Source organism: Streptomyces camponoticapitis (genome assembly GCF_014646115.1).
GTDB lineage: Bacteria > Actinomycetota > Actinomycetes > Streptomycetales > Streptomycetaceae > Streptomyces > Streptomyces camponoticapitis.
Map to the genome: position 1 here is coordinate 66,095 of NZ_BMMV01000006.1, position 24,780 is coordinate 90,874.

Annotated in this window: 20 protein-coding genes; 9 read left to right on the plus strand and 11 right to left on the minus strand. The window is 70.2% G+C overall.

Going from position 1 to position 24,780, the window contains the following annotated elements; all coding sequences use genetic code 11:
• Positions 1 to 147 precede the first annotated feature (147 nt).
• Together IEY79_RS11050 and IEY79_RS11055 are read right to left on the minus strand one after the other, a co-directional pair.
• Positions 148 to 3,180 carry an alpha-mannosidase gene (locus IEY79_RS11050; protein ID WP_189107225.1) on the minus strand — a complete coding sequence of 1,011 codons (3,033 nt, stop codon included), beginning with the start codon at positions 3,178 to 3,180 and terminating at the stop codon, positions 148 to 150.
• Positions 3,181 to 3,874: 694 nt separating this feature from the next.
• Complete coding sequence (locus IEY79_RS11055; protein ID WP_189107226.1) at positions 3,875 to 4,360, minus strand: carboxymuconolactone decarboxylase family protein; 486 nt, start codon at positions 4,358 to 4,360, stop codon at positions 3,875 to 3,877.
• A 196-nt stretch (positions 4,361 to 4,556) separates the two neighbouring features.
• Here IEY79_RS11055 and IEY79_RS11060 point away from each other — a divergent pair, with 196 nt between their 5' ends.
• Entirely contained in the window at positions 4,557 to 5,483 is a 927-nt protein-coding gene (locus tag IEY79_RS11060) for an RNA polymerase sigma-70 factor (protein WP_189107227.1), read from the plus strand.
• A gap of 22 nt (positions 5,484 to 5,505) precedes the next feature.
• Here IEY79_RS11060 and IEY79_RS11065 read toward each other — a convergent pair whose 3' ends face one another.
• Positions 5,506 to 6,405, minus strand: a complete 900-nt coding sequence (locus tag IEY79_RS11065; protein ID WP_189107228.1) for a bifunctional helix-turn-helix transcriptional regulator/GNAT family N-acetyltransferase — start codon at positions 6,403 to 6,405, stop codon at positions 5,506 to 5,508.
• A gap of 375 nt (positions 6,406 to 6,780) precedes the next feature.
• On the opposite strand from IEY79_RS11065, the gene IEY79_RS11070 reads away from it, so the two are divergent.
• The 6 genes from IEY79_RS11070 (at position 6,781) to IEY79_RS11095 (ending at position 12,618) form a co-directional block, all read left to right on the plus strand.
• A complete protein-coding gene (locus tag IEY79_RS11070; RefSeq protein ID WP_268240587.1) occupies positions 6,781 to 8,613 on the plus strand; it encodes an AMP-binding protein in 1,833 nt (610 codons plus the stop codon).
• Complete coding sequence (locus IEY79_RS11075; RefSeq protein ID WP_189107229.1) at positions 8,610 to 9,749, plus strand: beta-ketoacyl-[acyl-carrier-protein] synthase family protein; 1,140 nt, start codon at positions 8,610 to 8,612, stop codon at positions 9,747 to 9,749. The genes IEY79_RS11070 and IEY79_RS11075 overlap by 4 nt, the downstream gene beginning before the upstream one ends.
• Complete coding sequence (locus IEY79_RS11080) at positions 9,746 to 10,762, plus strand: beta-ketoacyl synthase N-terminal-like domain-containing protein (protein WP_189107230.1); 1,017 nt, start codon at positions 9,746 to 9,748, stop codon at positions 10,760 to 10,762. Before IEY79_RS11075 ends, IEY79_RS11080 begins: the two co-directional genes overlap by 4 nt.
• Before the next feature lie 14 nt (positions 10,763 to 10,776).
• On the plus strand, positions 10,777 to 11,034 hold the full coding sequence (locus IEY79_RS11085; protein ID WP_189107231.1) for an acyl carrier protein: 258 nt from the start codon (positions 10,777 to 10,779) through the stop codon (positions 11,032 to 11,034).
• Positions 11,031 to 11,771 (plus strand): 3-oxoacyl-ACP reductase FabG, encoded by a 741-nt coding sequence (gene fabG / locus IEY79_RS11090; RefSeq protein WP_189107232.1) that lies wholly within the window; start codon positions 11,031 to 11,033, stop codon positions 11,769 to 11,771. The genes IEY79_RS11085 and fabG overlap by 4 nt, the downstream gene beginning before the upstream one ends.
• 61 nt (positions 11,772 to 11,832) lie before the next feature.
• Positions 11,833 to 12,618 carry a thioesterase II family protein gene (locus tag IEY79_RS11095; RefSeq protein ID WP_189107233.1) on the plus strand — a complete coding sequence of 262 codons (786 nt, stop codon included), beginning with the start codon at positions 11,833 to 11,835 and terminating at the stop codon, positions 12,616 to 12,618.
• A gap of 74 nt (positions 12,619 to 12,692) precedes the next feature.
• On the opposite strand, the gene IEY79_RS11100 is transcribed toward IEY79_RS11095, so the two are convergent.
• On the minus strand, positions 12,693 to 13,925 hold the full coding sequence (locus IEY79_RS11100; protein WP_189107234.1) for an LAETG motif-containing sortase-dependent surface protein: 1,233 nt from the start codon (positions 13,923 to 13,925) through the stop codon (positions 12,693 to 12,695).
• A 98-nt stretch (positions 13,926 to 14,023) separates the two neighbouring features.
• Positions 14,024 to 14,578 carry an EF-hand domain-containing protein gene (locus IEY79_RS11105; protein WP_189107235.1) on the minus strand — a complete coding sequence of 185 codons (555 nt, stop codon included), beginning with the start codon at positions 14,576 to 14,578 and terminating at the stop codon, positions 14,024 to 14,026.
• A 239-nt stretch (positions 14,579 to 14,817) separates the two neighbouring features.
• Here IEY79_RS11105 and IEY79_RS11110 point away from each other — a divergent pair, with 239 nt between their 5' ends.
• A complete protein-coding gene (locus tag IEY79_RS11110) occupies positions 14,818 to 15,780 on the plus strand; it encodes an alpha/beta hydrolase family protein (RefSeq protein WP_189107236.1) in 963 nt (320 codons plus the stop codon).
• 10 nt (positions 15,781 to 15,790) lie between these two features.
• Here IEY79_RS11110 and IEY79_RS11115 read toward each other — a convergent pair whose 3' ends face one another.
• The 5 genes from IEY79_RS11115 to IEY79_RS11135 all read right to left on the minus strand — a co-directional run bounded on the left by IEY79_RS11115 (position 15,791) and on the right by IEY79_RS11135 (position 21,306).
• The gene (locus IEY79_RS11115; RefSeq protein ID WP_189107237.1) at positions 15,791 to 16,696 is read right to left on the minus strand and encodes a geranyl diphosphate 2-C-methyltransferase; all 906 of its coding nucleotides are present in this window, start codon (positions 16,694 to 16,696) and stop codon (positions 15,791 to 15,793) included.
• Between the two features lie 5 nt (positions 16,697 to 16,701).
• Entirely contained in the window at positions 16,702 to 17,964 is a 1,263-nt protein-coding gene (locus tag IEY79_RS11120; RefSeq protein WP_189107238.1) for a family 2 encapsulin nanocompartment cargo protein terpene cyclase, read from the minus strand.
• A gap of 126 nt (positions 17,965 to 18,090) precedes the next feature.
• A complete protein-coding gene (locus IEY79_RS11125; RefSeq protein ID WP_189107239.1) occupies positions 18,091 to 19,503 on the minus strand; it encodes a family 2B encapsulin nanocompartment shell protein in 1,413 nt (470 codons plus the stop codon).
• Between the two features lie 345 nt (positions 19,504 to 19,848).
• Positions 19,849 to 20,457 (minus strand): dihydrofolate reductase family protein, encoded by a 609-nt coding sequence (locus IEY79_RS11130; RefSeq protein WP_189107240.1) that lies wholly within the window; start codon positions 20,455 to 20,457, stop codon positions 19,849 to 19,851.
• A 33-nt stretch (positions 20,458 to 20,490) separates the two neighbouring features.
• Complete coding sequence (locus IEY79_RS11135; RefSeq protein WP_189107241.1) at positions 20,491 to 21,306, minus strand: metalloregulator ArsR/SmtB family transcription factor; 816 nt, start codon at positions 21,304 to 21,306, stop codon at positions 20,491 to 20,493.
• A gap of 192 nt (positions 21,307 to 21,498) precedes the next feature.
• Between IEY79_RS11135 and IEY79_RS11140 the strand changes: the two genes are divergently transcribed.
• Positions 21,499 to 21,819 (plus strand): WhiB family transcriptional regulator, encoded by a 321-nt coding sequence (locus IEY79_RS11140; protein ID WP_189107242.1) that lies wholly within the window; start codon positions 21,499 to 21,501, stop codon positions 21,817 to 21,819.
• Here the strand turns inward: IEY79_RS11140 and IEY79_RS11145 are convergent.
• Complete coding sequence (locus IEY79_RS11145) at positions 21,816 to 24,758, minus strand: tetratricopeptide repeat protein (protein WP_189107243.1); 2,943 nt, start codon at positions 24,756 to 24,758, stop codon at positions 21,816 to 21,818. The two genes, IEY79_RS11140 and IEY79_RS11145, sit on opposite strands and share 4 nt — an antisense overlap.
• Positions 24,759 to 24,780: the final 22 nt, after the last annotated feature.

The window sequence follows — 24,780 nt, forward strand, 5'->3', positions numbered from 1 at the left end:
CTCGACCGCTCCCGGGGGTTGCGGGGTGCGGGTTTCTCGATCGGCGCTAGGGCCTCCGATTCGGTGGTCGTGTCCGGGCGGCCGTCAGGCCGGGCGCGGGAGCGCCGCGCGGGTGACCCGCGCACCGGTGATGTGTCGGGTCCTTCGTCAGGCGCGTGGCAGCCGCAGCGTCACCATCTGGAAGGGGCGCAGGGCCAGTTCGACACCGCCGCCGGCCGCCGCCGGCGGTTCGGTGTCCGGGAGCGGGCGTTCGAGGAGATCCGTGAGGACGGCCCTGCCGGTGGCGAAGGCGTCGATACGGACGGTGGCGCGGGCCCGGCCGCCGTGGGCCTCGTAGAGCCGTACGACCAGGTCTCCGCTGCGGTCGTCGGCCAGCTTCACCGCGCTGACCACGACGGCGTCGTTGTCGACGGTCACGAGTGGTGCGACCTCCGCCGCGGACCCGGTGACCCGGCGCTCGGGCAGATTGGCGCGGAGGCCCTCGCGGACGGCGTCGCCAATCGTCGCGCCCGGCACGAGCGCGTGCCGGAAGCGGTGTACGCCCTGGTCGGTCTCGGGGTCCGGATAGCGGGGCGCGCGCAGCAGCGAGGCGCGCACGGTGGTCGTCGTGCCCGCGTCGGCGCCGGTCCGCACCGTGCGGGTCACGTCGTGGCCGTAGGTCGCGTCGTTGACGACGGCGACGCCCCAGCCCGGTTCGTCGACGTGCAGGAAACGGTGGTTGCACGCCTCGAACTTGGCCCACTCCCAGCTCGTGTTCTGGTGGGTGGGCCGGTACACATGGCCGAACTGTGTCTCGGAGGCGTACCTGTCGGCCTTCACGTCCAGCGGGAACGCCAGCTTGAGGAAGCGCTCGGTCTCGTGCCAGTCCACCTCGGTGTCGATGTCGAGCCGCTTGGTGTCCGCCGGAACCGACAGCCGCTGGGTGACACGCGACGCACCGAAGGACCGCTCGACGCGTACCGAGGCGCCCTCGACAGTCAGCTCGGCCACCTCGGTGAGGTCGCTGCCGACGTTCCGGTAGAAGGCGTCGACGTCCCACGCGTCCCACTGGTTGGGGAAGTCGGGGTGGAGCTGGAGGAGGTTGGCCGCCTGGCCCGGTGCTATCGCCTCCCGGTCCGCGTCGCGGTCGTGCGCGGAGACCACGAGGCCGCGGGCGTCGATCTCGACGCGCAGCAGGCCGTTGTCGAGGACGTAGCCGCCGCCCTCACGTGGGGCGGGGGGCACCGTCTCGCCCTGCTCGGTGTGCGCCGACGCGCCTCCGGCCGGGACCGAACAGCGGGTGTGCGGGGCCGAGTTGAAGGCCAGTACGGTGCCACCGGACGCGTCACCGGCGAGTGCGCGCTGCGCGCCCGCGATGATGCTTTCCAGTTCCTCGGCGACGCGGGCGTATGTCTCGCGGGCCTCGCGGTGCACCCAGGCGATGGACGAGCCGGGCAGGATGTCGTGGAACTGGTGGAGCAGCACCGTCTTCCAGATCCGGTCCAACTCCTCGTAGGGGTAAGGCGTCCGGGTACGGGCCGCCGCGGTCGCGGCCCACAGTTCGGCCTCCGTGAGAAGCGACTCGCTGCGCCGGTTGCCGCGCTTGGTGCCCGCCTGACTGGTGAGCGTGGCGCGGTGCAGTTCGAGGTAGAGCTCGCCGACCCAGACGGGCGGCTCGGGGTATTCGGCCTCGGCCTTGGCGAAGAAGTCGGCGGGTGCCTCCCACTCGACCCGCGCCGCGCCCTCCAGGCTGCGCATCCGCGCCGCCTTGGCGACCATCTCGCGCGTGGTCCCGCCGCCGCCGTCCCCGTAACCGGTCGGCGCCAGCGAGCGGGTGGCGACGCCCTTCTCTTTGAAGTTCCTCGCCGCGTGCGCTATCTGACGGCCCGTCATCTCACAGTTGTACGAGTCGACGGGCGGGAAGTGCGTGAAGATACGGGTCCCGTCGATGCCCTCCCAGGAGAACGTGTGGTGCGGGAAGGTGTTGGTACGGCTCCAGGAGATCTTCTGGGTGAGCAGGCGCGTGGAGCCGGCCGCCTTGATGATCTGCGGGAGGCCCGCCGCGAAGCCGAAGGTGTCGGGCAGCCATGCCTCGTCGTTCTCGACGCCGAACTCCTCCATGAAGAAGCGCTTGCCGAGGACGAACTGACGGGCCATCGCCTCGGACCCCGGCATGTTGGTGTCGGACTCCACCCACATCCCTCCGGCCGGTACGAACCTGCCGTCCGCGACGGCCTTCTTGACCCGCGCGTACACCTCGGGCCGGTGCTCCTTGATCCAGGCGTACTGCTGGGCCTGCGACATGGTGAAGACGAAGTCGGGGTCCTCGTCGAGGAGCGCCGTCATGTTCGAGGCGGTACGGGCCACCTTGCGGACCGTCTCGCGCAGCGGCCACAGCCAGGCGGAGTCGATGTGGGCATGCCCGACGGCACTGACGCGATGCGCCGCGGGGGCGGCGGGCGCGGCGAGTACGCCGGCGAGTTCGTCGCGCGCCGCCCGGGCGGTGCCGTTCACGTCCTGGAGGTCGACGGCGTCCAGCGCGCGGCCGACCGCGCGCAGGATCTCCCAGCGGCGGGCCCCGTCGAGGGGGAGCTCCGCCATGAGCTCGCCGAGGACTTCCAGATCCATGACCAGGTTCCACACCGTCTCGTCGAACACGGCCAGCCGCATCTCGCCGAGCACGTACTGGGGCGCCTCGCCCGCCGTCGCCCGCTCACCCATCGGTGTCGGCCGGAAGGGCACGCCGCTCGCTTCGAGGTCGGGGTTGGACGCGGCCTCGACGCGCCAGTGGACCTGCTCCCCGCCGGCCACCGGTGCGCCGACGCGGACGTACGCGTTGCGCGGGTGGAGCCCCTTGACCGGGGTGCCGTCGGGCAGGTGGACGAGGCCCTCGCACTGGAACCCCGGGGTCCGCGGGGTGAAGCCGAGGTCGAGGACGGCCTCGACAGTACGGCCCGCCCACTCGGTGGGGACGGTGCCGGTGACCTTGAACCAACTGGTGCCCCACGGCAGGCCCCAGGGGGTGCCGGGGGCGATGGGGGTGGTCGGTGCCGTCAGTCCTTCGGCGACGGGGACAGGCTCGCCCGCGGTGGACCAGATCTCCACGGCGAGGGGTGTCGTGACGGGGTGGACGGCCGGCCGGACGCGCTCCCGGAGGACGCGTTCCAGACGTGCCTCGACCAGCTTCCGGTCGTCGTGCATGAAGGGGGTCTCCTGTTGCTGAGAGCGAGGGCGGGCAGTCGGGAGCGGCGCGTCGGGGCGGGCCGCTGATCAGTGCTCGGCACCGGCCACCGGGGCGGGGGCGCCGATCCTTTACGCGCCCACGACGCGGATCCTCAGCGGCTCGCCCACAGCAGCCCCCTCTCGGTCAGCGTGCGGACCGAACGGGACGAATCCGTCGCTGATCGCCACGGGCCGATGCCCGTCCCAGCCGCCGCGGACGACGAGTGCTCGCCGGTTGTCGCTGGTCAAGGTGGTCGCACGCTCCCATCGGCGCCGCACGGGAGAGTGCGGCGGTCGAAGCCGGGTGAGGACGTCCAGCAGGCCGGGCCGGGGAAGTCGCCCTCGACGGGACCGTGCTGAACCGGCTGCCATGTGAACGTATGAACCGGCGCGGAAGTTTGTCAATATGCTGGACGAACTCCGAAGCGGACTCGCCACCGGAGCTCCACACCAATCAAGGAAACCCGATCGGGCCTGCTCCCGCGGCCTCTTGACCGGCTCCCAGGGCAGTCACCGCACCAGGCCCGCGTGTCGGCGACTCGCCCCGTAATCCGACCGGCGCCCCAGTAGCCCTTCCCCCCGGCTCCGTTCAAGCTGTCGGACGTACGGAATAACCCAACACGGTGGATTTACATGACGGCACGCCGGGGCCGGGCCGTGACGCGTACGACGATCAGCTCGCGATACCGGCGAGGCTCCCCGGCTCGTACGAACCACCCCGGTTGTTCAGGATCACACCGAGGCGGTTGGTCGCGTTGATCATGGCGACCAGCGAGACCAGTGCGATGACCTGGTCGTCGTCGTAGTGCTCGCACACCTGGGCCCAGGTGTCGTCGGACACGCCCTGGAAGGCGTCGCCGATGCGGGTGCCTTCCTCGGCGAGCGCCAGCGCCGCGCGCTCGGCCTCGGTGAACACGGTGGAGTGCCGCCAGGCGGCGACCAGATTCAGCCGGACCGGGAGCTCGCCCCCGGCGGCGGCGTCCTTGGCGTGGATGTCGACGCAGAAACCGCAGCCGTTGATCTGGCTGACGCGCAGCCGCACCAGCTCCTGGACGGCCTTCGGCAGCCGCGACCCGTGGATCACGTGGCTGACGGCGTGGATGCGCTTGCCGATCTTGGTACCGGTCTCGCCGGCGAACAGGTTCATACGGGGTTCCATGACTGCGTCCTCACTGGTGGGGCCATGTGCCGGGCGGCTCGTACGCCCGGCGTCCGACGAACACGAGATGCCGCCCGACCGGTCCCTGTGACAGCCTGGCGATGTGACGTAGGCCACCGGTCCTGGGTGTCACAAGACGGTCGGGGGTGGCGTCTTGTGCGTGACACGGCCCAGAGCGAGCAGGCGGGAGCCGACTATGGACAAGCGCAGCGACCGGACGACCGGCACGGCCGGGCACCTCACGCGTGAGGACAGCGTGGACCCGGCGACCGAGACGTTCGTCACCCACCGCAATCTGCTGTTCACCGTCGCCTACGAGATGCTCGGCTCGGCCGCCGACGCCGAGGACGTCCTTCAGGAGACATGGCTGCGCTGGGCGGACGTCGACTTCGACACGGTCCGGGAGAAGCGTGCCTACCTGGTCCGGATCACCACGCGCCAGGCGCTGACCCGGCTGCGGACGCTCCGGCAGCGCAAGGAGTCGTACGTCGGCCCCTGGCTGCCCGAGCCGCTGCTGACCACGCCCGACGTGGCCGAGGACATCGAGCTGGCCGACAGCGTCTCGATGGCGATGCTGCTGGTCCTCGAAACGCTCGCGCCCACCGAACGTGCGGTGTTCGTGCTGCGCGAGGTGTTCGACATCGACTACGACGAGATCGCCGAAGCCGTCGACAAGAGCCCGGTCGCCGTCCGTCAGATCGCGCACCGGGCGCGCGCCCACGTCGCGGCGCGCAGGCCGCGCGAGACCGTCTCCCCGGCCGAGACGCGCGGCGTGCTCGCGGCCTTCCAACAGGCTGTCGAGACGGGCGATCTGCGGCGCCTGCTCGACATGATCGCGCCGGACATCGTCCTGCTGACCGACGGCGGCGGAATCGTCCAGGCCGCGCTGGCGCCCGTGGTGGGCGCCGACCGGGTGGGTCACGTGCTGGGCAGGCTCGACGCCGGGGTCGTACTCCGGCCGGCACAGGTCAACGGCTATCCGGCGCTCATTCTGCGGCTGGGCGACCGGATCGACACCGTCCTGGCCCTGCTCATCGACGAGGGCCTCATCACCGGGCTCTACGCCGTGCGCAACCCCGAGAAACTGTCACGCGTCGACCACGAGACCGCTGTGAGCCGCTGAGCGGTGGCCCCGGCCGGGACGCTCACGCCGGCGCCGGTCCCTCGATCCGCTTCTCGAACCAGTGGTGGGCGTACGGCTCGTCGTTGAAGGCGGCGACCTCCTCGAAGCCGCAGGAGTGGTACAGGCCGATCGCGGCGCTCAGCGCCCTGTTGGTGTCGAGGCGCAGTACGTCGCGGCCGTGCTGAGCGGCCCGTGCCTCCAGTTCGGCGAGGAACCGGCGGCCGAGACCGAGGCCACGGGCCTCGGGCGCCACCCACATGCGCTTGATCTCGGCCGGGGCGCCCGCCGGCAGCTTCAGCCCCGCGCAGCCGACGGGCTCACCGTGCAGCCGGGCGACCATGAACAGGCCGTGCGGCGCCCGGAGTTCACCCGCGTCGGGCAGCAGACTCCGTACGGGGTCGAAGCCGGACTCGAACCGCTCCCGCAGCTCGCTGAAGTAGGACCGCAGGCAGTGCTCGGCGTGGGGGTGGCCGGGGTCGACAGCCTCCAGCGTGACGGTCGCGGCGGTCAGCAACCGGTCGACCTGGGCCATGGCCTCGACCAGCCGTGCGCGCTGGGCGGTGTTGAGCGGTTCCAGCAGGGAGCCGGCCAGTTCGTCGCTCCGGCCGTCGAGTACGGCGCGCTCCGCCCGCCCCGCGCCGGTGAGCCGTACGGTGCGCACGCGTCTGTCGCGCGGCTGCGGCTCAACCGTCACCAGTCCCTCGGCCTCCAGGGAGCGCAGGAGCCGGCTGACGTACCCGGAGTCGAGCCCGAGGCGCTCACGCAGCCGCCGTACGTCCTGGCCCTCCTCGCCGATCTCCCAGAGCAGCCGAGCGGCGCCGATGGGCCGGTCACCGCCGAGGAAGTGGTCGTGGAGCACACCCACACGCTCGGTGACGGTTCGGTTGAACCGCCGTACCTGTTCGATCTGCGCCGCGTCCATTCTCTGACTCTAGTCAGAGAATCCCGCGCGGGGCCAGCCGGGACGGGGGGACAGGCCCGGCGCGCCACATGCAGGACGGTGCCCCCGCCCCACACGGACCTGGTTCTGGAAAGTGTTTTCCGCCATCTCTGCCCCATCGCCACACACACCGGTATTTCCCTTTTTAGCGCGGTAAGGCGGCAGGCGTTTACGCGTGTCGACGCCCCCGCGAGAAGCGTCCGCCGTGCCGGACTACCAGTGCGAACGACCAGTTCTCGCCGTTTGCGAAATCCGCGCCCGAGGGTACCGATCGACCTGGTTCGATTATGGCTTGTAAAGGCCGCCATCCGTTCGGCGCGCCGCTTTGAAAACCGTGCTTTTGAGGGAGTGTCAACTGTGTCCCACATAGCGAATATCGACACATCGCTGCAAAGGCTGCGGACAATCGTGGCCGAAGTTCTTGAAACAGACGAAGTAAGCATCGAGGACGACGCTCTCTTTTTCGAAGACCTCGGTCTGGATTCCTTGGAGAAAACCGAGGTGGTCGTCCGTGTCGAGAAAGAATTCAAGGTAAAACTCAGTCCCGCCGATGCTGCGGCCATGCGCTGCGTGGCGGACTCGGCAGCCGTCCTCCTCGGCAAGCTGGACAATCCACCGGAGGCCCACCCGGAGGCGGCGCCCGAGGTCGTCGACCTCGTCGATCGGCTGGTGGGATCCCACCTCGCTCAGGGGCGTGGGGAGCGGATCGCCTACACGGACCCCGACTGCGGCGATCTCTCCTACCGAGGGCTGCACGACGCGGTCTTACGGTACGCGGGGACGCTCGCCGCGAAGGGCACTCCTCCCGGCACGCGTGGACTGATCGTCGCCGACGACTCCGTCACCACGGTCGCGGCTGTCCTCGGTATGTGGTGGCACGGATGCGTGCCCGCTGTCGTCAGTCCGCTCCTCAACGACGAGGAGATCGCCTACATCGCCGACGACTGCGCGGCGAGCGTGATCCATCTCGATGCCGCGCCGAAGCGGCAGCGAGCCCTGGAAACCCTCCTTTCGGACCGAAGCCGGATCGCCGGCCGGGACATCCGCGCGGAGAGCGCGGACAGTGCGGACGGCGCCGAGAGCACCGGGAGCACCGGCTCCGTCCCGGGGGCCGCCGTCCCGTGGCCGTCGGACCGCGAGGCGCTGATCCAGTACACATCCGGAAGTACGGGCCTGCCCAAGGGAGTCCGGCACAGCGCGGGTGCCATCGAGGCGGCCCTGACCGGATTCGGCTCGCTGCTGGCGCTGCGCGAGGACGACACGGTGCTGTCCACGGCACGTATGTCCTTCGGTTACGGATTCGGCGGAACGGTGCTCTTCCCGCTCGCGGCCGGTGCCCGTGCGGTCCTCATGCGCGGCAGCGTCGACCTGCACACCGTGACGGCCGCGCTCGACCAGTACCGGCCGACGGTGATGTGGTCGGTGCCGCGCCTGTACGCGGCGCTGGCCGACGCCGCCGCCACCTCCGACGGGGCTCCGCGGACGGAATCGGTGCGGCTGTGCGTCGCCGCCGGGGAGCATCTGCCGGCCGCGCTGAGCGAGCGTATCCAGGAGACCTTCTCCGCAGGTCTGATCAACGGGCTCGGTGCGACGGAGGTACTGCACATCGTGGTGGCCACCCCCGCCGACCGGCCGATGCCCGGGACCATCGGGCTGGCCGTACCCGACGTACGGGCCACCGTCCGTGACGCCGAAGGCCTCCCGGTGGCCGACGGCGTCGAAGGCCGGCTCCACATCAGCGGCCCCACGGTCGCCCTCGGCTACCTAGGCAGGCCCGACGCCGCGGCCGCGACCTTCGCCGACGGCGGTGTGTACACCGGCGACATCGCGATCCGTAACGCCGACGGCACGGTGGTGCATCTGTGCCGCGCCGACGACCTGCTGAATCTGGGCGGCTACAAGGTCCCGCCCGCCGAGATCGAGGCGGTGGTACGGACCGTCGAAGGCGTCCGGGAGTGCGTGGTGGTCGGCCAGGCCGACGCGAACGGGCTGGAACAGGCGGTCCTTTACGCCGTCGCCGAACCCGATTCCGACACCGATCGGATCCGTCGCTCCATCACGGCCGCCATCCGGAGCCGGCTGGCGCCCTTCAAACGGCCGGCGCGGGTGGAGTTCCTCGACAAGCTGCCGGTCACCTCCACCGGAAAGCTTGCCTCCTTCCAGCTGCGGAAGCGGGTGAGTCAGTCATGACCTGGGACATCACGGGCAGTGGCGCGATCGCCAACATCGGCCGTACGCCTGGGCAGATCTTCGACGCGCTCTGCGCCGGGCAGGAGACGCGCAACCCGCTGAGGGCCTTCGACAGCACCAAGTACCGGACCCGCCACGCCTACGAGATCGACGACCGGACCGGGTTACGCGACGAGCCCTGGCGGGCGACCAAGTGGCTGGTCCTCGCCGTCCGGCAGGCCCTCGCCGACGCGGGCCTGTCCGAGGACCTCTCCCGGACACCGGTACTCGTCGGTACGACGCTGCGGGAGCAGCGCAGTACGGAGTTGTGGTGGACCGAGGGCGTCCCGGTCCGTCCCTCGGACCTCCACTTCGGCGGCGCTCTGCGCGACGCGTTCGGTGCCGTCTCCACGTACACGTTCGCCAACGCCTGCTCGGCCTCGCTCTACGCACTGGGTCTGGCCACCGACATGCTCGACTGCGGCACGGCCGACACGGTCGTGGTCGCGGGCACGGACTCCATCACCGAGAGTGCCTTCGGAATGCTGGACCGGGTGCAGAACGAATCGCCGCAAGAACTGCGGCCGTTCGACGTGACGCACAAGGGCATGCTGATGGGTGAGGGGGCCGTGGCGGTCGTCCTCCAGCGCCCGGGTACGCACGACCGGCGTCCGCTCGCCCGGCTGACGGGCGTCAGCATGAACTGCGACGCCCAGCACGCCACCGCTCCCGACCCCGAAGGCATACGTACGGCCGTTCTCGACGCCCATCGGCGTGCCGGTGTCAGCTCCGGGGACATCGACCTGGTGATGCTGCACGGCAGCGGTACGCCCCGTAACGACGAGACCGAAGCCGCCGTCCTCTCCGAGGTGTTCGCGGGTACGAGCCGCGCCCACGCCCCCCTGATGACGGCCATCAAATCCATGACGGGCCACACACTGGGAGGTTCCGGACTCCTCAGTCTGGTCGTCGCCGTGCTCGCCATGGAGCGGAACACCGTGCCGCCGGTGCTCGGCCTCACCGATCCCATAGAGCAGGCGGCCGGACTCGGCCTGGTCCGTGGCGGTGCCACCGCGGCCGACATCACCACGGCGCAGATCAACGCGTTCGGCCTGGGCGGAATCAACGCGGTCGCGCTGGTCGAGGCCGCGGCATGACCCCCGCACCGACGACCGACGCGCGCCTCGCGGATCCGGTGCTCGCCAAGGCGCGAGAGACCCTTGTCACCGGCGTCGGGCTCGCCGTCCCCGGCCTGCGGTCGGTGGGCGACCTGCTCACCGACCAACCACCCGCGGACGGCTTCGATCCGGCGACGGCCCTGAAGGGCCGGGAGATGCGGCACAAGGACCGTGCCTCGCGCCTCGCCCTGTACGCCGCCGAACAGGCGCTGGCCGACGCCGGCCTTCTCGACGGGGAGGGGCGGCTCCTGGGGACGGGCGACACGACCGCCGTGGTGGTCAGCTCCAACCTGGGCTCGTTGCAGACGGCCTGCGACTTCACCGACACCGTCTCCCGCGAGACGGTCGTCGGACTCAGTCCGCTCGGTCTGCCGCAGACGTCGAGCAATGTCGTCGCCGGCTGGGTCGCCATCCGGTACGGGCTCCGCGGCCCCAATCTCACCGTCTGCAACGGCGCCACCAGCGGGCTGGACGCTCTGCACTGGGCCCGGAACCTCATCGTGGCGGGGCGCTGCCGCAGAGCGGTCGTGGTCGGCGTCGAACCGGCCACCGAACACGTCGACAAGCTCCTCGGCACGAGGGCCTCCGACGTGGCGTGCGCCGTCGTGCTCGAATCCGCGGCCGAAGCCTCCCAAGGAGGTTCCGCGCATGCCCCCGTACGTGGGTCGGGTGTCTACGCGCGCCTGGCCGCCTACACCCGCGGCGCCGAACTCGCGCCCACTGTCGCGGAGACCGAAGCCCTGGCTCCCGTCCCCGTCGGACTGCGGCTCACCGGCGCTCCCGCGCGACCGCCGTCCACCGGGCGGGAACAGAGCCTGGACCTCACCGCGCGGCTGGGAGATTGCTCGGGCGCCCTGGGAGTGCTCCAGGGCGCCGTCGCCGCCGTTCACATCCGGACGCACGGAAGCGAAGCCGTGCTCGCATTCACAGGAGGCGGCGACTTCGATGACGCGGCAGCCGCCCTTCTGCTGACCGGTGGAGACACCGAATGAAAGGAAAGTCCGCAATGGAATCAGCAGTGGACGTCGAAGAACTGCGCACGATCGTCGCGGAGTCCCTCGAACTGGAACCCGAAGAGGTGGGTGACAGCGACCACTTCGCCGAGGACCTCGACATGGACTCGCTGATGGTGCTGGAAATATCGTCCCGGCTTCAACAGCGCTACGGCATTTCCGTCAAGGACTCCGCCATCGGCTCCGTACAGAATCTTCCCGAGCTACGGGATCTGGTCGATTCCCTGCTGGCCGAAGGGTCGGTGGCGTGACCGGCAGGCGAATCGCGCTGGTGAGCGGGGGTTCCCGGGGAATCGGCCGGGCGGTTGTCACCAGACTGGCCCAGGACGGATTCGACGTCGCCTTCTGCTACCGCTCCCGCTCGGACGAGGCCAAGGAGACCGAACGGGAGGCGGTCGATCACGGCTCCCGGGTCTTCGCCCAGCAGGTCGATGTCACCGACGCGGACGAGAGCCGTGCCTTCCTCGCGGCGACGGAGGACGAACTCGGCCCGGTCGACGCGGTGGTGACGGCCGCCGGCATCACCCGGGACAAGCCGCTGGCGACGATGGAGGACGCTCAATGGAATGACGTCCTGACGACCAATCTGGACGGCAACTACCACATCTGTCGTCCGGCCATAGAGCGGATGGTCAACCGCCGGGCCGGCAATCTGGTGACGCTGTCCTCGATCGCCGGCGTTCACGGGAGTGTCGGCCAGACCAACTACTCCGCCGCCAAGGCCGGGATCATCGGCTTCACCATGGCCATGGCGAAGGAGTACGGCAGATTCGGCATACGGGCCAACACCGTCGCTCCGGGGTTCATCGAGACGGAGATGACGGCCGAGGTGTCCGACAGGGCCAGGAAGAAGTATCTCGGCCAGATCCCGCTGTCGCGGTTCGGCACCTCGGACGAGGTGGCCGATCTGGTCTCGTTCCTCCTGTCCAAACGAGCCTCCTACATCACCGGCCAAGTACTCGGCATAGACGGCGGGTTGGTGATGTGAAGGACACGGCCCGCCCTCGTACGCAGGGCTCGGATCTCCGACGACCGCAGGGAGGGTGTGAGTGAGACCCGCAGGCCCGCTGGGACCGATCACCCGGCGCCGTCCCGTCGACGACCCGGTGGTGCGTCTCTTCCTCTTCCACCACGCGGGTGGCTCCCATCTGCTCTACCGGGGCTGGACACGTCATTTCCCCGAGGACTGGGACATCTGTCTGCTGGACGCGCCCGGGCGCGGGAACGCTCAGGCGATCCCTCTCGTCGCCGACTGCGCGGACCTCGTGACGTTCTTCGACGAGGCCCTCACGCCGCTGCTGAACCGGCCGTTCGCCTTCTTCGGCCACAGCGTGGGTGCCCGTGTCGCCTACGAGTTCGCCTGCCGCCTCGCGGAGACAGGACGCGAACTCCCTCTCTGGCTCGGGGTGTCGTCCTTTCGCGCGCCGCAGCCGGATTCGGCGGAGCCACCGCTGACCCGGAGCCTGACATCCGATGCCGGGTTGCGTGACTGGCTCGGGACCACGGGCGGCATCCCGGACCGGCTGCTGACCGACGACAACCTGTGGAAGGCGTTCGCTCCCCTGATGCGCAGCGATCTGGCGCTCGCGGACACCTGGGACCGGGAGACGCTCGGACCGCCTCTGCCGGTGCCGCTGACCGTCTTCACCGGGTCGCACGACACTGTCGTGGCGCGCCACAAGCTGGACCGCTGGCCCCGGCTGACGGACAACTTCCTCGGGACGCACACCTATTCGGGAGGGCACTTCTATCTGAACGAGCACCGCGAGCAGTTGGTCGCGCGCATCACCGAGACGGTACGCACCCTGCTCGGCACCCGGCGGGGCGGCGGATAGCCGGAGTCGTGGCACCCCAGAGGCCCCGGACCAAGAATCCGGGGCCTCGCGCGCGTGTTGGACCGCCTGTCGGTTCAGCTCGGGTTCTGAGCCCGGCGGCGTACGGCGACGAGGGTGCCCGCACCCGCGACAGCCACCGCGAGTGCGGCGCCCGCGATCGGCAGTGTCGCCGAGGAGGAGCCGGTGGCGGCCAGGTTGCCGCCGGTGGTGCTCGATCCGCTGTCACCGGCGGACGAACCACCGGCCGAGCTGTCGGAGCCATCGGACGAACCGCCCGTCGAGCCTGCCGAGCCGGTCGAACCCGTGGAGCCGCTGGAACCGGTCGAGCCGGTCGAGCCGCCGTCCGTCACGTCCAGCGTGACGTCGTCCCTGTCATTGGTCTTGTCGGGGTCGAACGGCCGGGCCTCGGTGCTCAGTGCCACCGAGCCCTTGGCGCCTGCCACCTTCTTGTCGATCTTCAGCTTGAAGACGTAGGTCTCGCCCCCGTCCTCGTCGACCCACCTCTGGCTGGTGCCGCAGGCGTACGCCTTGCCCTTGGCCTCGCAGAACCCGTGGGGCTCGACGACCGACGTTCCGGCCGGCGGCGTGATCAGGACTTGGACGAGCGGTTCCCCCTCCCTGGTCAGCACCCAGGCGGGACCTCTGTTGTTGAACTGGGCCTTCAGGATCACCGTGTCGCCGACATCGCCCGTCAGGGAGGCTCCCGTCACCTGGTAGTCCGCGGTGTTGACGGAGGTCACCGGCACGTCGACGGCCTGCTCGGTGCCCTCTCCCCCGGGCTGACGCTCCACCAGCTTCACCGCGGGTGCGGTGCCGGGCACCGGAGTCGTGGCGGACTCGTCCAGCTGGGGATCGCTGTCCGCGACGAGCACGCGCAGGTCGTCCTTGAGCGCACGGTCGAGCGCCTTGATCACGAGAGGCTTCTCGGGCGCGTAACTGGCACCCGGCGCCACCGCCTGGGCGAACTCGCACACCACGTTCCACTTGGCGGTCATCTCGTCGTAGGAGGGGACCTGGTGCGTCTCGCAGTTGGAGGGAACGTCCGCGAAGTCGAGTCCCCGGGTCACCGAGTAGAAGACCCAGACCTTGTCCGCGGCCGTGGTGCCCTTGTTCGTCACGGTGACCGACTGATCGAGGCTGCTGCCCGGCCGCACGCCCTCGATCGGGGCGATGTCGCCCACGACCAGCTCGGGTGCGGCCTGGTCGGCGAAGGCGGCGGGAGCAGCGCCCACCGCGATCAGACCGACGGCGCCCAAAGCGGCGACGGCGGTACGGGAGACACGACGGTTCTGTGCGCGAATCGGCATGGAGGGAACCTCTGTTGGGCCGTAGGCAAACGTGTGGTGTCCTTCAGGAGAACTGCCCTTCCACCGCTAAGACTCCCGCCGATGCCGAAGGGTTGCGGTCACGCGCCGGCCGGCTGGCTGGGCAGTCGGCCGCAGAGCCAGTTGCCCGGTTCCTTCGGGTCGTCGCTGATCCAGAACTGGCGCCACAGCACCGCGAACTCCTCACGGCTGAGATGGCCGTCGCCGTTCGGGTCGAGCAGTTCGAAGACACCCGTCATGTCCACGGACTGCCCGTTCCACGTCTCGACGAGCCTGCGGTGTTCCTCCGGGGAGATATGGCCGTCGCCATTGGTGTCCACGGCGTCGAAGACGGTGTCGGCCGTGGCGGTGACGTCCGCCACCATGGCGGGCAACCGGTCCACGAGCGTGAGCAGTTCGCCCATGTCGACCGCGCCGTCACCGTTGGCGTCCCCCGCTTCCAGGAGCGCCGCCCACCAGCCCATCAGCAGCGTCTCGACCCGAGCGCTCAGCTCGGTCCCCGGGTCCACCCCGGGCAGCCGGCCCCAGCGCGCGACGAGCTCCCTGAAGTCCTCCTCGCGCAGATAGCCGTCGCCGTCCGCGTCCAACGCGGCGAACATCCCCCTGAGCTTGAGCTCCTGAAACGCGCTGGCCATGAGCGACCCCCTAGACGCCGAACCGAATCACGAACCGAGCGACGGCCCATCCTCCGACCTGAGGACGGTTCGTCACTACGCGTAACTATAGGTCGTGACACGCCCCAGGTCACACGGGCACATATGTACGAAGAGTCACCCTCGGGTCCGGCTCCGAAGAGATTGACAAAGCGGAACAACGCTCCGTATGTTGAAACGGAACGACGCTCCGATTTCTTCTCGAACGGCGGATACGCATCATGAGTGAACCGACTTACCCGGCCGGCACCCTCAGCTCACCGACTCCCGTCCTCTCGGTCGCTCCGGTGGTGCTGCCGGCTCCCTCCAGGGCCCTGGACCTGGAGGTACGGGTCTCCGCACCCGTGACCGGGAGCGACCTGCCGGTCGTCCTCCTCTCGCACGGGCAGGGTTACTCGAACAACCTCTCCTCGCTGAACGGCTACGCCCCCCTCGCCAATTTCTGGGCGGCCCACGGCTTCGTCGTCATCCAGCCCACCCATCTCAGCTCCACGACCCTGAGCCTGCCTCCCGAGACTCCCGGGGCGCCTCTCCACTGGCGGTCGCGGGCCGAGGACATGACGCGCGTCCTCGACCAGCTCGACGCGGTCGAGGCCGCCGTCCCGGGACTGCTCGGGCGCCTGGACCGGAGCAGGGTCGCCGTCGCCGGGCACTCGATGGGCGGGCACACCGCGAGCCTGCTGCTCGGCGCCAGGCTCACCGACCCGCACGACGGGACGGAGGTGAACCTGGCCGAGCCCCGGATCAAGGCGGGTGTGCTGCTCGCCACGACCGGCGGTGGCGGCAACGCCCTCACCGAGTCCGTGGCCGAGAACTTTCCCTTCCTCCTGACCACGGACTTCTCCAAGATGGCGACGCCCACCCTCGTGGTCGCGGGCGACAAGGACACCTCCACCCATCTGACGGTCCGGGGCCCGTCCTGGCACGTGGATCCGTACGTCCTCTCCCCCGGCCCCAAGTCCCTGCTCACCCTGTTCGACGCCGAGCACGGTCTCGGCGGGGTGTCCGGATACGACGTCGCCGAGACCACCGACGAGAACCCGGGGCGGGTCGCCGCGATCCAGAGGCTCACCTGGGCCTATCTCCGCACGGAGCTCTACCCCGGGGATTCCGCCTGGGAGTCGGCGCGTGAGGAACTGGCCGCCGGCCCGGACCCGCTCGGCCGGGTGGAGTCCAAGGCTTAGGCCCTGGCCGCTAGATACGGTCGGCCGCGATCAGGACGTACTGGAAGGAGCCGTCCTTGTAGGAGTTGATGAACGCTTCCTCGATGCCGGTGACCAGCGAGGACGTGGCTCGCAGCTCCCAGTAGGGCAGCGTGTCGGGAGTGAGGTCGATGACCGCCTGCGGCACGAGGCGGTTGTCGGCCATGGCCCGCAGATACTCCCGGCGCGAGTGGATGTTGCACTCGAAGTGCGCGTTGATCTGGGACACCCACTTGGACGGCTGGCCGTAACGGGGGTTCCAGCAGCCGGTGATGGTGACATAGTGGCCGCCCGCGCGAAGGACGCGGGAGTGCTCGGCGAAGAGGTCGTGCAGGTCGACGTACATGCTCGACTCGTTGTTCCACGACGCCGCTGTCTGCCCGGACTCGAAGGGCATGTCCAGCATGTTGCGGACGCGGGCCTGGACGTGGTCCTGGATGCCCAGTTCGCGGGCGCGCCGGTTGCCGAAGTCCGCCTGCTTCGCGGAGAGCGTGACGCCCTCCACCTTGCACCCGAAGCGCTGGTGGGCCATGACCATCGAGCCGCCCCGGCCGCAGCCCGCGTCCACGAGCGTGTCGTCACGCTCGATGTCGCCGAGGTGGTCCAGGAGGAGTTCGACCTGCGCCGACTCCAGGCGGTGCAGCTCGGCGATCAGCTTCTTCTCGTACGCGCTGTCCTCGGGGCGGCCGAGGGCGGCGTGGTCGACGTCGCCGATGCCGTAGTGATGGTGGTACAGGCCGTCGACATCGCCGAGACGCAGGTTCACGGGCCTCGCCTCGTGGTCCCAGTAGCGCGCGATGTCCCCCTGGTAGGGAGTCACCGGGGAGGGGATGAACACGGAGGCGCTGGTGGGGGCGGCGACGGTCGTGCGGTCAGTGCTGGTCACAGATGAGTCCATTCCTCTTACCAGAAGTCGGGCAGGCTGTAGCGGTAGGTGTTGGTCCGGTGCCAGTGGTGGTTGCCGTCGACCCAGACGGCCACCCCGCGCAGAAAGCGCTGCACGCTCGGGACGGGGCAGGCCGCGGCGAGGGCCGCGGCTTCCGCCTCGAATCCGTGCATGAGGTCGTTGTGGACCTCGACCGCCTTCAGATAGGCGTCGCGTTCGGACAGGTCCTCACGTTCGGCGAGCACCACCGGCAGGTTCAGATGTCGGCCGGGGCCGGCGAGTTCCTTGGTGTAGGAGTACAGGTCGTTGACGATGGTGGTCGCGTTTGACGCGAGCGCGATGACCCGCTGCATGGCGGGCTGGGCGTGCAGATCCGCCGGCAGTTCGTACCCTCCGACGGTGTCGGTGATGGTCGGACAGGGGCGGAAGTTGTTGAACTGACGCATCGCCAGGTACTCCCACACCTCGGGGACATGGTCCAGCTGCGCCCAGGCGCCCTCGGCGAGGTAGCCCATGTGCAGACGGGCCATGTCGTGCCGGAGGCGATCGGCCTGGGAGGGGCTGGCCTCCCGGGTGAAGTACTCCATGGCGGAGCGGTAGGCGCGGCGCGGCGCGTCCGACTGGAGCGACAGGGCCCACAGCGGCTGGTACTCCTCTGTCGTGTGCAAGGCGTCGAGGGCGGTGTGCGCCAGCAGCAGACGCCCGCCGAGGCCGACGGGTGAGCCTCCGTGGTCCTCGCAGTAGCAGTCGTCCACCGCGTTCTCGGCGACCATCAGACGCGTCGCGAGCATCAGATGGTCGACGGTGGGGGCGTCCGGATGGCAGGCGACCATGTAGCGCCCCACGGAGAAGCCGTCGAACTGGTCCTCCCAGTCGTCGGGATACAGGTCGACCTCGTCCAGCGCCCACGCCTTGATCCTGCGGCTGACCTCCTCCACCCGCAGGGGGTCGGGCTCCGGCACGGGGTGATGGTAGAGACCGGGGATCGGGATCCCCTCCGCCTCCGCCTCCGGTTCCGGCTCCGGCTCTTCGCGGCGGGCGAGGTACAGGCCGGAGGTCCCCAGGCCGCTGGGACCCCGCAGGATCCGCTCCAGGCCGGCGGTGGGCGGCCGCGCCTCGGGACCAGGGACGTCCGCGGAGGGCGCCGGGGGTGGGCGGCCGCCGGCGGCGGCTCTGAGATCAGAGGCGCGCGCGGCCGCGTTGGCGAGGACGTACGCCCCGAAGTGGGACGCGGCCGCGGGCAGACTCGACTGCGGAGGGGAGAGCTCAGGGTGGGGCATCCATGGCTCCTCGGTGGGGTGGGTGTGCCGTGTCCGGGCACGCTCGGCCGGCCCGGCGCGCGGGGGCTCTCGTGACCGCCGGGTACGAGAGGCCCCGGGCGGACGGCGCTACTTCGAGGACAGGACCTAGCCGTGCCGGCCGGCGATCTGGACGTTCTCCAGTACGCCGAGGGCGTCGGGCACGAGGATGGCGGCGGAGTAGTAGGTGGAGACGAGGTAGGAGATGATCGACTTCTCGTCGATGCCCATGAACCGTACGGACAGGCCCGGTTCGAGCTCGTCGGGCAGTCCGGTCTGGCGCAGTCCGATGACGCCCTGGTTGTCCTCGCCGGTACGCATGACAAGGATCGAGCTGGTCTTCTCCTTGGTGATGGGGATCTTGCCGCAGGGCAGGATCGGGACGCCGCGCCAGGCGGGGACCTGCTGACCGCCGAGGTCCACATGGTCCGGATAGAGACCGCGGCGGTTGAACTCACGGCCGATCGCCGCGATCGTCTTGGGGTGGGCGAGGAAGACCTTGGAACCACGGCGGCGGCAGAGCAGTTCGTCGAGGTCGTCCGGGGTGGGCGGGCCCGAGTGGGGCTGGATGCGCTGCTTGAAGTCGGCGTTGTGGAGCAGCCCGAACTCCCGGTTGTTGATGAGCTCGTACTCCTGGCGTTCGCGCAACGCCTCGACCGTGAGCCTCAGTTGCTCCTCGGTCTGGTTCATCGGCCCGTTGTAGAGGTCGGCGACCCGGGTGTGGACCTTCAGGACGGTCTGCGCGACGGAGAGTTCGTACTCGCGCGGTTTCAGTTCGTAGTCCACGAACGCGCCGGGCAGTTCGGCCTCGCCGGTGTGCCCGGCCGACATCGCGATCTCGGCTTCGCCGTGACGATTCTGCCGCTGGAGGGGAAGCGAGCTGAACCGCCGGACGTGGGCCCGGAGGCCGGGGGCCGCGGAAACCACGGCGGCGAAGTCGGCGCGGTCCAGGGTGAGCAGCGTGCCCGCGGTCTCGGCGGTGGCGGTGTAGTCCCACCGGGCGTCCGCGTCCAGCAGCGCGTTCTCACCGAACTGGTCGCCGTCGGCAAGGACGGCCACGGCCGTCTCGTCCCCGTACTTACCGACGGAGGTCTGGTTGATGCGGCCGTGCGCGATCAGATGGATCTGCTCCGCGGGCGTGCCGCGCTCGACCAGCGTCTCCCCGGCGCGGAAGTCGCGCTGGACGCAACGGTCGGCGAGGGCGGTCAGCACTTCCTCGTCGTCGAAGCCGTGCAGCACGGCCAGTTCGCCCAGTTCCCGGGGGATCACCCGGACATCGGCACCGTCCTGGACGAACTCCACCCGCCCGTCGCCGACGGTGTAGCTCAGTCGGCGGTTCACCCGGTAGACGCCGCCCTTGGTCTCCACCCAGGGAAGCGTCCGCAGCAGCCAGCGAGAGGTGATCTCCTGCATCTGTGGGGCGGACTTGCTGGTGGTGGCAAGGTTGCGGGCAGCCGCCGTGCTCAGGCTGGACCGGGGTGCCGAGTCCAGCCGCTCTTCGGCGCCGGTGTCAACAGTCATCGAGCGAAGTCTCCTTCGTAGGGGCGGTGTCCGGCACGCGGGCGTGCCTGACACCGGGAAAGAGGATGAAGCGGGGCATATGTCTGGGAATCCGTCCAGATACCGTGGAACAGTAATGGCGGTGCGCCAGGTCGGCCCCGAGAAGCCTTCGGTATTCGCTCGATTCGATGATCTTGCCGCCAACGAGGTTTGCAGGGGTGGCGGTTGGTATCCGCAAGAGACTGTCGTGCGGGCTCTACGTCCGCACCGGGATCAACGCCTGGACGTCGAGCCGGTGGCCGGCTCCGTCGTCTGTCGGTCGACGGCGATGCCCGGGTAGCGCCGCTCCAGCCGGTCGACGGCTGTTCAGCGGGCGCGGTCGTAGATCAGGGCCATCTCGCCCTGGGCACCGGTCTCCTGGCGTGTGAGCGTCCACTTCGACGCGGGCAGGCCGTCGTCGAACAGCCGCTCCCCGCCACCGGCGATCTCGGGGCAGATCATGAGGTACAGCCGGTCGATCAGGTCCGCCGAGAGCAGCGCCTTGATGACGCTCGCGCTGTTGTTGACGAGGATGTCGCCCTCGCCCGTGGCCTTGAGCCCGGTGACGACGTCCGCGGCGGGGGCGTTCACCACTCGGGTGCGCTCCCACGGCGCCTCGGTCAGGGTGGTCGAGAGGACCACCTTCTCCGCGCCCACCAGCCACCTGGCGTATCCGCGGTCACGTGGATCGGCGTTCTCGTCGTCGCCGACCGACGGCCAGAACCCCAGGAAACCCTCGGCGTTGAGCCGGCCGAGCAGCGCGGTCGTCGCGCCCTCCCAGATGCGGGTGAGATGGTCGCGCGCGACCTCGGTGACCGCGTACGGGACGATCGCGCCCAGGTCACCCGGGCCTCCGGGACCGCTGTAACGTCCGTCCAGGGTCAGGCTGATGTTCGCTCTCACCCTGCGGCCGGTCGAGTTGGTCGTGTCGTTCATGTCGTGCGTTCCTTCCGGTCGGTACATGTCTTGTCAGGTGCCTCGGACGTGCTCCGGGCCGCGCCCGACGGCGTCGGCGAGGTTGTCGAGCACCTGGCCCCAGCCGGTCTCGATCCCGGCGATGTAGGGCATGGCATCGACGGTCGTTCCGGTGATGCGCAGGCCGAGACGGAGTCGGGTGCCTTCCGGCGCCTCGGCGAAGGTCAGGTCGTAGTGGCCGGTGAACGAGACCGCCCCCGCGCCGTCCAGCACCGACAGGTCGAACACGAGGTGTTCGGGTTCCCGCGCGGTGTGGACCTCGCCCGTGGAGAGGTAACGCCCCTCGGCATCCCGGTAGTCGAGGACGACGCGGCCACCGGGCCTGGGCTCGATGGCGCAGTCGGTGACCGTCATCGACGGCGGTGCCCACCAGGAGGCGAGCAGGTCCGGGTCGGCCCAGTGCCGCCAGACGACGTCCGGGGGCGCGGTCAGCACGCGCTCGAAGGAGAAAGTACGCCCGTCCGCCCACCGTTCCCGGTCCGCGACCGCGGCTTCCGCCTCGATGGTGGCGCGGTACCGCGCGACGACGTCTCGCTCCCCGGCGTGCGCGTCGGCGGTCCCGACCAACTCCCGCAACCTGTCCGAGAGTGCGATCAGGGGCGCCGTCTCGACCGCGTACACGCGACGCTGTCCGAGGGGGAAGACCGTGACGAGGCCGACGCGGGCCAGCGTCTGAAGATGCTTGGTGGTCTGCGGCTGCCGCAGGCCCGTCAGCTCGGCCAGCTCACCGACAGACCGCGGCCGCTCCGCGAGGAGCTCGACGATGCGCCATCGCGCCGCGTCCGCGAGCGCTGATGCGATCCTGTCCATGCCCAAAGTATTCATCGGTGTGAATATTCTTGTCAAGGAATATTTTGAGGCATCTGGGATGACGAACCCCGGACTCCGCTGTCACCTCGCGCTTCGTACGAGCGCTCACCCGAAGGAGTGATCGACCAACTGCCATCTGTCGCAACGGTGAAGCGTTTTGTAGCGTCTGACCCTCCAGGGGAAGGGGGCGCTATGAACGCACAGTTGGAGTGGAGCGCACGGGGTGCCTGCCGGGCGGTCGACCCGGACACCCTGTTCGTGCAGGGCCAGGAGCAGAACAGGGCGAAGTCCGTGTGCCTGGGATGTCCGGTGCGTACCGAGTGCCTGGCCCATGCCCTCGACAACCGGGAGGAGTTCGGTGTCTGGGGCGGCATGACAGAGCGGGAGCGCCGGGCGTTGCTACGGCGAAGGCCGACAGTCACGTCCTGGCGGCGTCTCCTGGAGACGGCCCGGAGCGAACACGAGGAGCCTGAGGAGGGGGAGGGCGAACACGCGCCCGCCAGTGGTTTCTAGGTCAGGGTCGCCAGGTGCCGCCTGGCCGCGCGCCGTACCTCGCGGGCGTCCCGGCGGCGGCCGACCCCCTTGAGCATCGTGGCCAGGGCGTCCGCGGCCCACAACAACTGCTCGCCGTACTCCTCGCGGTTCTCGGTGGCGAGCGCACGGACCAGATCGAGGGCCTGTTCCATGGTCTCGACAGCTTCGGACCGCCGCCCCGCCCACCACAGTTCCCACCCGAATTGCTTCAACTCCACGAGGTACGCGGGCTCGTGGGCGACGGGATCGGCATCGGCGAGGCGGAGGTGGATCTCCAGGGCCTCCGCCAGAGTGTCCAGATCGGGAGCGGGCCCGAGCCGGGCCCGGGACCGCAGCAGCAGGGCGAGTTCGGGACCGTGGACCGTCAACTCCGTAACGCAGAGGTGGCGGTAGAGAACGATCACCGCGTCATCGGCGACATCGTGGGTCCCCCGGCCGTACTCCATGTCTTCCGGGGCGCGGTGGACGCGCCGGCGAGGCTCGCTGCGCTCCTCGAAGACCCCCGCCTCACGGGCGGTGGTCCGCGCCTCCTCCGGCATACCGATGGCCCGCTGCACCGTGCTGAGCGCCTGAAGACCGGCGGCCAGGTCGGCGTCGAGGGCCGCCGGATTGGCCCGGGCCCGGCGACGCAGGATCTCCACCGCCTCGGCCGCCGCCTCCAATGCCTCCCCGCGCCAGCCACTCATCCGGAAGAGGTCCTCCGACGGGGGCAGCCGGTGATCCCTGACCAGATCCTCCTGCGGTTTGCCGATGGTCACCAGCATCTGGGCCTGGTTGGAGAGCGCCTGGGCCAGCCCTCCCTCGTGGGCGGCGGGCTCGCTCCGGGCCAGGGAACGCAGCACGTCGACCGCCCGCCGGGTCGCGGCCAGCGCGGCGTCGAGGCGTAGCGCACTGCCCAGGGTGCTGCCGAAGTTGAGCAAGGTGATCGCGAGGCCATGGCCGTACTCGCCGGGCCGGGCCGCCGCCAGCCCGGCGTACAGCTCCAGGGCTTCGGCGTCCGCCGTCAGCGCTTCGAGCCATCGGCCGACCCGGCCGAGGTTGTTGGAGTAGTTGGACAGGGAGAGCGCCAGATCGGCGATGTCGGATCCATGGCCGGGCCGTAGGCGCCGGCGTCGCAGCTCCACCGCCGACTCCATGGCGCGCACCGCCTCGTCGTAACGCCGCTCCCGTCTCAGACTGCCCGCGTAGTTGTTCAGAGCGCGGGCCAAGTCGGCTTCGTGGACGGCGGGTTCGGTGCGGGCGAGGCCGCGGTAGAGCGCGACCGCGCGCTCCTGGGCGGCCAGGCTCTCGTCGTAACGGCCGGCCCCGCCGAGGCTCCAGCCGAGGTTGAGATGGATGACGGCCTGTTCAGCCGGGTCGTCCGTCATCGCCAAAGAGTGCTCCGCGAGGCGCACGGCCAGTACCGCGGCGGCCGGGTCCAGGTCCGCGTCGTCGCGGCGCGGTATGTGCGCGTTGATGCGCTCCAGCAGCCCGATGTCGATGTCGTCCAGACTCACGACCGTTCCGAGCGCGGCGCCGCCGGCCGCGACGGCCAGCCAGGGCGCCTCGCGGAGCAGCGGGTACAGGTGCAGCGTCGCCAGGTGCGGCCAGCGGGCGGCTCCGCTCGCCAGGACGGTCAGCGCACGTGGCAGCCAGGGGGGCGGCGAGACACGGTCCGTGTGCGGGAGCAGTGCGTTGAGCGCGGTCGGCGCCCAGTCGTACGCCGGGTAGTCGGCGAGGTGGCCGGGCAGGGTGAGGGCGACGAAGTCCTCCGCCAGACGGTCCGGTGTCAGGGGTTCGAGCACCGTGCCCCGAGTGAGGTCGGCAGGGCCCTCGGGATCGGAGAAGTCACCGGGCTCCGAGGGTTCCGCGGGTGGATAGCACACCGCGTGGTCGGCGAGCACGGTCTCGGCGGGAAGCGGCAGTCCGAGCGAGTTGACCGCCATGGTGCCGGTGGGCCGTTCGACCGCACCGGTCAGCGCGGCGGCGAAAACGGCGCGGTTCATCACCGCGGGAGGTGTGCGACGGCCCGGTGTGTCGGAGAGCCGGGCCCAGTGCCGTTGCTCCCGGTCGAGCAGGTACGTCGTCAGACCCGCCGCGTCGCCGGGCGGATGCCGTCCGGCGCGGTGGGCGTCCACGGCGGCCAGCGCCGCCATGTGGACCGTCAGGGTGAGCCCGAACTCGGGTCCCGCCAGCGGCACGGGCGGACCGACGGTGTCGGGCGCCGCGAGTCCGTACCTGGCCGCGAAGGCGTCGCGCGCCGCACGGAACATTCCCGTACGGTCGTCACGCCCCGGCTCCCCCTCTCCCTCGCCCTCCCCTTCACCTGCCAGCGGTTCCAGCGTCTGACGCGAGGTGGCCGCCTGCACGTCCGCCAGTGTCGCGCGCACGGCGGGCCACATGGTGATGTCGCGGGCCAGGAGCAGTACCCGGGCGGGCAGGGCGTCGTGGTGGAGCAGCGCGTTGCTGAGCAGCCAGGCCAGGTCGGGCAGCGGCCAGTGGTCCGCGTAGTCGACGATCAGCAGCACCCCGGCGGTGTCCCCCGCGCGGAGGTCCTGGCTGCCCGGCGGCGGCAGTACGGTGCCCGGCCCGTGTACGGCGGTCACGACGAGCCAGCCCGCGGCGGCCGACTCGGCGGCGAGGCGAGCGGCGAGCCGGCTCTTGCCCTGGCCGCCCGGACCGTGGAGCCAGCGTGCCGAGAGCCGCCGGGGCGCATCGCGCCAGCCGCGCAGCTCCCCGAGGTCGTGCTCGCGGCCGGTGAACGGCACCACCTCGTGCCGGGCGCTCAGCATCCTGCTGGGCAGTTCGCGCAGCCACTCCGGGTCCGACACGGGCGCGCCCTGCCAGTTCCGCAGGACGTAGACGGGACGGCCGTCGCCGAAGACATGGATGTCCGCGCCGATCGCTCCGTACGCGAACCCGCCTTCGGCTCGCACCACTTGGCGGGCCAAGGGCCCGGGG